Origin of the sequence: Streptomyces sp. NPDC091371 (assembly GCF_040684275.1) — a bacterium.
Lineage (GTDB): Bacteria > Actinomycetota > Actinomycetes > Streptomycetales > Streptomycetaceae > Streptomyces.
In genome coordinates this window covers 46,494-54,160 of sequence record NZ_JBFBFP010000050.1, presented here as the reverse complement: position 1 = coordinate 54,160, position 7,667 = coordinate 46,494, and the positions used below count along the sequence as shown (strand labels likewise).

Annotated in this window: 7 protein-coding genes; 4 read left to right on the top strand and 3 right to left on the bottom strand. The window is 71.8% G+C overall.

The window, feature by feature from the left end; translation table 11 throughout:
* The coding region (locus AB0O21_RS34450; RefSeq protein WP_365177923.1) for an RDD family protein at positions 1-869 on the top strand (869 nt) is incomplete at its 5' end.
* Positions 870-935: 66 nt separating this feature from the next.
* Positions 936-1,691: an RDD family protein gene (locus AB0O21_RS34445; RefSeq protein ID WP_365177920.1), complete on the top strand. Its 756-nt coding sequence runs from the start codon at positions 936-938 to the stop codon at positions 1,689-1,691.
* A gap of 73 nt (positions 1,692-1,764) precedes the next feature.
* On the opposite strand, the gene AB0O21_RS34440 is transcribed toward AB0O21_RS34445, so the two are convergent.
* Positions 1,765-2,061: a hypothetical protein gene (locus tag AB0O21_RS34440; RefSeq protein WP_365177918.1), complete on the bottom strand. Its 297-nt coding sequence runs from the start codon at positions 2,059-2,061 to the stop codon at positions 1,765-1,767.
* Positions 2,062-2,544: 483 nt separating this feature from the next.
* On the opposite strand from AB0O21_RS34440, the gene AB0O21_RS34435 reads away from it, so the two are divergent.
* A complete protein-coding gene (locus AB0O21_RS34435; RefSeq protein ID WP_365177929.1) occupies positions 2,545-4,899 on the top strand; it encodes an immune inhibitor A domain-containing protein in 2,355 nt (784 codons plus the stop codon).
* Positions 4,900-5,011: 112 nt separating this feature from the next.
* Positions 5,012-5,326: a hypothetical protein gene (locus tag AB0O21_RS34430; protein ID WP_365177915.1), complete on the top strand. Its 315-nt coding sequence runs from the start codon at positions 5,012-5,014 to the stop codon at positions 5,324-5,326.
* A 236-nt stretch (positions 5,327-5,562) separates the two neighbouring features.
* Here AB0O21_RS34430 and AB0O21_RS34425 read toward each other — a convergent pair whose 3' ends face one another.
* Entirely contained in the window at positions 5,563-6,156 is a 594-nt protein-coding gene (locus AB0O21_RS34425) for an isochorismatase family protein (RefSeq protein ID WP_365177912.1), read from the bottom strand.
* Between the two features lie 115 nt (positions 6,157-6,271).
* On the bottom strand, positions 6,272-7,600 hold the full coding sequence (locus AB0O21_RS34420; protein WP_365177910.1) for a nicotinate phosphoribosyltransferase: 1,329 nt from the start codon (positions 7,598-7,600) through the stop codon (positions 6,272-6,274).
* Positions 7,601-7,667 lie beyond the last annotated feature (67 nt).

Genomic DNA, 7,667 nt, shown 5'->3' with positions numbered 1-7,667 from the left:
AGGACGCCGAACTGGGCCACCCTCGGCCCTCCGACCCCTGGAAACGTTCGGCGTCCGAGGAGACGCCCCGGCGACCGCCCGGCCCCGGCGGAACCTTTCCGGCCCCGCCCCCGGCCACCGCCTGGCCCGAGGCTGCCGGAGCCGCCGTGTCCGGCCTGACGGCCTCCTGGCCCGAGGCGGAGCCCCTCCCGGCACCCGCCCCGGAGCCCCGGGCGGAGGCGCTGCGGCCCGCCGCACAGCGGGACGCCGAGGTGTGGCCGCCCCGCGCGGCCGGCGCTCGCCCGGCGCTCCCGCACCCCGCGGCCCCCGCCGCCCCGGCGGCCCCGGCGGCCCCCCGCATCCCCGCCCCCAGCCCTCCGGGGGACACCGCACGCGCCGTCTTCGAGCGGATGGCCGACCGCGCCGTGCGCCCCGCAGGGCTGGCGCGGCGCGTGGCGGCCCGCGCGCTGGACTCCCTCGTGTTCGCGGCCGTCGCGGCGGCGGCCGCCACCCCCCTCGTCCCCGCGGCCACCGCCCACCTCCAGTCGAAGGTCGACGCCGCCCGGGCGAGCGGCCGCGCCACCACCGTCTGGCTCCTCGACGCCACCGTCGCCGGCCAACTGGGCCTGGTCCTGGGGGCCGTCCTCCTCTTCGGGATCCTCTACGAGGTCCTGCCCACCGCCCGCTGGGGCCGTACCCCGGGCAAGAAGGTCCTCGGCATCCGGGTGCTGGCCGCCGCCACCCTGCGCCCGCCCCGCTTCGGCGCGGCCCTGCGCCGCTGGCTGGTGTACGCCTTCCTCGGCCTCCCCGGCAGCCTCTGGTGCCTGGTGGACCGCCCGCGCCGCCAGGCCTGGCACGACAAGGCGGCAGGAACCTACGTCTCCCGCTGACGAGCACGTCCCCCGAATGGACGCGGTCCCGTTGCGGGGGCGGCGGACCCGGGTTCGACTCGGGCCATGAGTACCGACCAGCCGCCGCCGGGCGAGCCGCCCGAGGACGACCCGTTCCTCAAGAAGCCCCAGGAACCGACGCCTCCGTCGGGCGGTTCGCCGTACGGCTCGCCGCCTCCCGGGGGCGGCGGCCAGCCACCCCCGCCCCCCGGAGGCCCGGGCGCGGGCGGGGGCGGGGGCGGCGGCGGAGGAGGCGGATACCCGCCCCCGCCGCCCCCCTACGGCGGTGACCCGTACGGAGGGAGCGGCGGCTACGGCATGCCGGACCCGCTCGCCGGGATGCCCCCGCTCGCCGACTTCGGCAAGCGGCTCGCCGCGCGCATCATCGACCTGCTGATCGTCGCCGTCCCGCTGTTCCTCATCCAGCTGGCCATCGGCGACCGGAACCGCTACACGGTCGAGACGAACAAGGGCGAGGACGTCACCGAGATCATCACGAAGTCCTACAGCGGCAGCGGCCTGCTGATGACCCTGATCGCGATCGTCGCCTACATCGGCTACGACTGGTGGTTCACCAAGAAGAACGGCCAGACCGTCGGCAAGAAGGCGATGGGCCTGCGCGTGGCGATGCTCAACGACGGCAGCGTCCCGGTGTCAGGCCCGGCACTGTCCCGCGCCGCGGTGCTCTGGCTGCCGACGCTGATCTGCTGCTTCTGCCTGTGGCCGCTCGCGCTGATCATCTCGATCGTCGCGGACAAGCCGTACAAGCAGGGCCTGCACGACAAGGTGGGCAAGACCGTGGTGGTCCAGGCAACGACCTGACCCCACACGCGACACGCGCACACAGCGGGCGGTCACCCCTCGGGGGAGGCCGCCCGCTCCGCGTTGCCCGGAGTCAGTGGTGCACGGGCTCTTCGGAGACGGCCCCGGCCCCGGCCCCGGCGACGGCGCCGGCGTGCGGGGCGGCAACGGCACCCGCCGCGCCGCCCGTACGGGCGGTGGCCGCATGCCGCCCCCGCCGCCGGGGCGCGGGCACCGTGAGGGCGACGAGCAGACCGAGCGCGAGGGCGGCCGCGGCGATGACCGCGACTCCGAGCCCCGTACTCGTCTGCGAGAGCAGCAGCATGGCGATCGTCGACACGATGACGGTGGCGGACCCGTAGGCGAGCTGTGCGGCAGTCGGACGCGGCATGGCGATATCCGTCCTCAGGGAGGGGAGGGGGAGTCGGCTCAACTAGGTCGCGCGTCAAGTGACTCTACGACTGCAGATGCCCGAGCGGAACCGCCAGTAAGCGTGACCTAACCCACGGTGCCGGAGCACGGGGGGCGCACGAGGGTCATTTTCCTCACCATGCGCCGCGGCCGACCGGACCGATCGGGTCCGGAACGCCCCAAATGCGAGGCCGGGAAGCGCCGTTCGCCCCGTATGGCAGCGGAACGTCCGGATAGCGGAACTCGCTGACCGCATAGTGCAGTTGTAAGGAGCAAGTCAAGGTCTGTCTTTTCTTTGAACTCTCCGGTCAAATGTCGTCACTTGAGACGCGCGCCGCGCGGAACCCCCCTGCTCCGATGGAGACGTTCCGACCGTCCATGCGGCCGCGGGAGGGGAACACATCAAGTGACCAGCAACTCCGCCAAGCGGCGCACCGTGCGCGCCGCGGCCGTCGCCGTGACCATGGCAGCTTGTGCGACGAGCGCCACCTTCTTCACTGTCACCGCGGCCCAGGCCGAGGACAAGGGCCCGAACGCCCCGGTGGCCGACCGCCAGGACCCGACCGCCCCCTCGAAGGTGGTCGAGCACAACCTCAAGGGCCCGTTCAGCGAGCAGCAGGCGCAGCAGCGCAAGGCCGCCCTGGACCAGGTGCTCTCCGGCAAGAAGGACGTCGAGCAGCGCGGCGCCTCCAAGGTCGTCAAGCTCGACGACAAGAAGTACGTCGAGCTCGGCCGCGAGAAGACCGACAAGATCTTCACGATCCTCGTCGAGTTCGGCGACCAGGTCGACAACACCACCATGTTCGACCCGGACGGCCCCGGCCCCAAGCCGGCCGTCCCGAAGTACGGCGGCACCCCCGGTCCGCTGCACAACACGATCGCCCAGCCGGACCGCGCCAACAACAACAGCACCGCCTGGCGCAAGGACTTCAGCCGCGAGTACTTCCAGGACCTGTACTTCGCCACGGGTCAGGGCAAGGACTCGCTGAAGACCTACTACGAGAAGACCTCCTCGGGCCGCTACTCGGTCGAGGGCGAGGTCGCCGACTGGGTCAAGGTCCCGTACAACGAGGCCCGTTACGGCTCCAACTACTGCGGCCAGAGCAACTGCTCCAACGTGTGGGACACCGTCAAGGACGGCGTCACCGCGTGGGTGGAGGCCCAGAAGAAGGCGGGCAAGACCGACGCCGAGATCAAGGCGAAGCTGGCCCAGTACGACCTGTGGGACCGCTACGACTTCGACGGCGACGGCAACTTCAACGAGCCCGACGGCTACATCGACCACTTCCAGATCGTCCACGCGGGCGAGGACGAGTCGGCCGGCGGCGGCGTGCAGGGCCCGACGGCGCTGTGGGCGCACCGCTGGTACGCGTACGGCACCGCGGCGGGCAAGACCGGTCCGGAGAACAACAAGGCCGGCGGCACCCAGATCGGCGACTCCGGCATCTGGGTCGGCGACTACACGATGCAGCCCGAGAACGGCGGCCTCGGTGTCTTCGCGCACGAGTACGGCCACGACCTGGGCCTGCCCGACCTCTACGACACCTCCGGCGGCGGCGAGAACTCGGTCGGCTTCTGGTCCCTGATGTCGGCCGGCTCCTGGCTCGGCAAGGGCCAGGACTCCATAGGCGACCTCCCGGGCGACATGACCGCCTGGGACAAGCTCCAGCTGGGCTGGCTGAACTACGACAAGGCCAAGGCCGCGACGAAGTCCACCCACAAGCTGGGCGTTTCGGAGTACAACACCAAGGACAAGCAGGCGCTGGTCGTCGAGCTGCCGAAGAAGCAGGTCAAGACCGACGTCGTCGCCCCCGCCGAAGGCGCCACCCAGTGGTGGAGCAACATGGGCGACGACCTCAAGAACACCCTCACCCGCTCCGTGGACCTGACGGGCAAGACGTCCGCCGCGCTGTCCCTCAAGGGCTGGTGGGACATCGAGGCCGACTACGACTACCTCTACACCGAGGTGTCCACGGACGGCGGCGCCACCTGGACCGCCCTCGCCGGTACCGCCGACGGCACGGCCCTCCCGGCCGACGCCTCCGGCAGCCCGTCGCTGACCGGTGCCTCGGAGTCCTGGAAGAACCTGAACTTCCCGCTCGACGCCTACGCGGGCAAGAAGTTCGACCTCCGCTTCCGCTACCAGACGGACGGCGGCGCGGGCGGCAAGGGCTTCACGGCCGACGCCATGACCATCACCGCGGACGGCGCCGCGCTGTTCACCGACGGCGCCGAGAACGGCGACAACGGCTGGACCGGCAAGGGCTTCTCGCGCATCGGCTCCGGCTTCACCAAGGAGTACGCCCAGTACTACCTGGCCGAGAACCGCCGCTACGTCTCGTACGACAAGACCCTCCAGGTCGGCCCGTACAACTTCGGCTTCGCCAACACCCGTCCGAACTGGGTCGAGCACTACGCCTACCAGGACGGCCTGCTGATCTGGCAGTGGGACACCTCCCAGAAGGACAACAACACCAGCCAGCACCCGGGCCAGGGCCTGATCCTTCCGATCGACGCCAACGCGAAGCCCATGAAGTGGGCGGACGGCACCCTGCTGCGCAACAAGATCCAGCCGTACGACGCCGCCTTCAGCGCCTACAAGACGGACGCGATCACCCTGCACAAGAACGGCGAGGAGCTCTTCCTCAAGCCGAAGGCCGCCCAGCTGGTCTTCGACGACAAGAAGGGCACCTACTGGTACGCCGAGAACCCGACCGGCTCGGTGAAGGTCACTGACACCAACACCAAGATCAAGATCCTCAAGGAGACCTACGACGGTCTCGTCATGACGGTCGAGGTCGGACCCTCCGCCAAGTAATTCGGTAAAACCGCAGGTCAAAGCATGATCGGCCGTCGCCCTCTAGCGGGCGGCGGCCGATCGCGTTTAGATGCGCGGTACGAGTTTCTTATTGACGGGGGAGATGACAGCCGTGCCCGGTGGAGGTTTCGTCAGATTGCCAGGCGGCAGCGTCGTGGTCGCGCTCACGCTGCCCAGACCGTCGCCCGGCGAGGGCGGCGACGACGGCGACGTCCGCGTCCTCGTGCACGCCGCGAACCGTGCCCGCGCCCTGACCAGGCTGCGGAACCTCGGTATGCGGGCCGTGTACCTGCGGGGCAACGCGCACCCGCCGACACCGGACGAGATCACGGCCGTCCTGCACCACCCGGACGGCCTCCTGTGGCGCGGGGCCCCCGACCGCGCCCAGGAGCTCTGGCACCCCATCCGGGCCCTCCTGGGCACCTAGTGCTGTGACCGGCAAGGTTCACCGGGTCACGGCGCCCGGCACGGCACCTCGCTGCGTTGTCGGACCGCGCAAGTACGTCCAGTACGAGCCGCGGCCCTCCGCCTTGCGATGCTTCCCCTAGGCCCTGCGGGCCTGGGGAGGCCCCATGCACCGGACACCGCGACCCGGCAAACCTTTCCGGCCACAGCACCAGGGCCTGTCCGGCGGATCAGGGTCGGACAGGCCCCAGGCCGGCCTCAGGAGGCCTTGCCGCCCACCAGGGCCACGCCGGCCGCCCGGAGCTCCTCCAGCGCCTTCTCGGTGGTGTGGGGGGCCACGGCGGCCGTCAGGTCCAGCAGGACGCGGGTGGCGAAGCCGGCGCGGGCGGCGTCGAGGGCGGTGGCCTTCACGCAGTGGTCGGTGGCGATGCCGACCACGTCCACCTCGGTGACGTGGCGCGCGCGCAGCCACTCGCCGAGCGTGGCACCGTTCTCGTCGGCCCCCTCGAAGCCGCTGTAGGCGGCTTCGTACGCGCCCTTGTCGAACACGGCGGCGACGGCCCCCGACGCGACGGCGGGCGCGAAGTTCGGGTGGAATCCCACGCCCTCGGTCCCGGCGACGCAGTGCACGGGCCAGCTCGTCTCGTAGTCCGGCTCCGCCGGGGGGCGGGCGAAGTGCGACCCGGGGTCGACGTGGTGGTCCCGGGTGGCGACGACGTGCCGGTACGCGGCGGTGGCCTGCCCGATGTACTCGGTGACGGCGGCGGCCACGTCGGCTCCGCCGGCCACCGCGAGGCTGCCGCCTTCGCAGAAGTCGTTCTGTACGTCGACGACGATCAGTGCGCGGTGCATGACGCTGCCCTTCGCTTAGGCGGGGTGAATGGTGCGGGCCGGCTGCTGGGGGCTCTGCCCCCAGACCCCCGCGCCTCAAACGCCGGCGAGGCTGGGGGTATGCCCGCCCGGAGGGCTACGCGTACTCCGTGGGGAGCACGGCCTCGCCGCGGGAGAGCTGGGTCGCGGAGAGCGGCAGCCCCGCCCGCGCGGCCCGGTGACGGTCACGGGCGGACTCCAGCGGCTCGCGGGCCACGACCTCGCCGGCCTTGACCAGCTGAACGAGCAGCTGCCGGTCCGCCAGGGCGGCGGGCACGGGGCCCACGCCCACGACCTCCGCCTCGGCCACGCCCTCCGCGTCCAGCCGCCGCGCGGCCCACTTGCGGCCCCCGATGGACGTCTTCCCGCCCGTGGACTTCTTCGCCACCGGCGCCAGCGCCGCCTTCGGGTCCGCCGAGGTCGCCCGGGCCACCAGCTTGTAGACCATCGAGCACGTCGGGTGACCGCTGCCCGTCACCAGCTGGGTGCCCACCCCGTACGCGTCCACCGGCGCCGCCGCCAGCGAGGCGATGGCGTACTCGTCCAGGTCCGAGGTGACCACGATCTTCGTCGAGGTCGCCCCCAGGTCGTCCAGCTGCTGCCGCACCCGGTGCGCCACCAGCAGCAGGTCGCCGGAGTCGATCCGGACCGCGCCCAGGTCGGTGCCCGCCACCTCGACGGCCGTACGGACCGCCTCGGCCACGTCGTACGTGTCCACCAGGAGCGTGGTGCCCCGGCCCAGCGAGGCCACCTGGGCCTGGAAGGCGTCCCGCTCGCTGTCGTGCACCAGCGTGAAGGCGTGCGCGCTCGTGCCCACCGTCGGGATCCCGTACCGGAAGCCGGCCGCCAGGTCCGAGGTGGAGGTGAAACCGCCCACGTACGCGGCCCGCGAAGCGGCGACCGCCGCCAGCTCGTGCGTGCGCCGCGCGCCCATCTCGATCAGCGGCCGGCCGCCCGCCGCCGAGGCCATCCGGGAGGCGGCCGCGGCGATCGCCGAGTCGTGGTTGAGGATCGACAGGATCACCGTCTCCAGCAGCACGCACTCGGCGAAGCTGCCCTCGACGCGCAGGATCGGCGACCCGGGGAAGTACACCTCCCCCTCCGGGTAGCCCCAGATGTCGCCCGAGAAGCGGTACGAGGCCAGCCAGTCCAGGGTCCGCATGTCGACGACGGCCCGCTCGCGCAGGAATTCCAGCACGGCGCCGTCGAAGCGGAAGTTCTCCACCGCGTCGAGCACCCGCCCGGTGCCCGCGACGACGCCGTAGCGCCGCCCCTCGGGCAGCCGCCGGGTGAAGACCTCGAAGACCGAGCGGCGGTCGGCCGTGCCGCTCGCCAGGGCGGCCTGCAGCATCGTGAGCTCGTAATGGTCCGTGAAGAGCGCTGTCGACGGCACGTCCACCGGCAGGCCCAGGTCCGCAGGGTTCATGACACGGATGCTAGCGCACATTTCGTCAGAGTGACGAGATGTAGGACCCGTTTGTGCGACGGCCCGG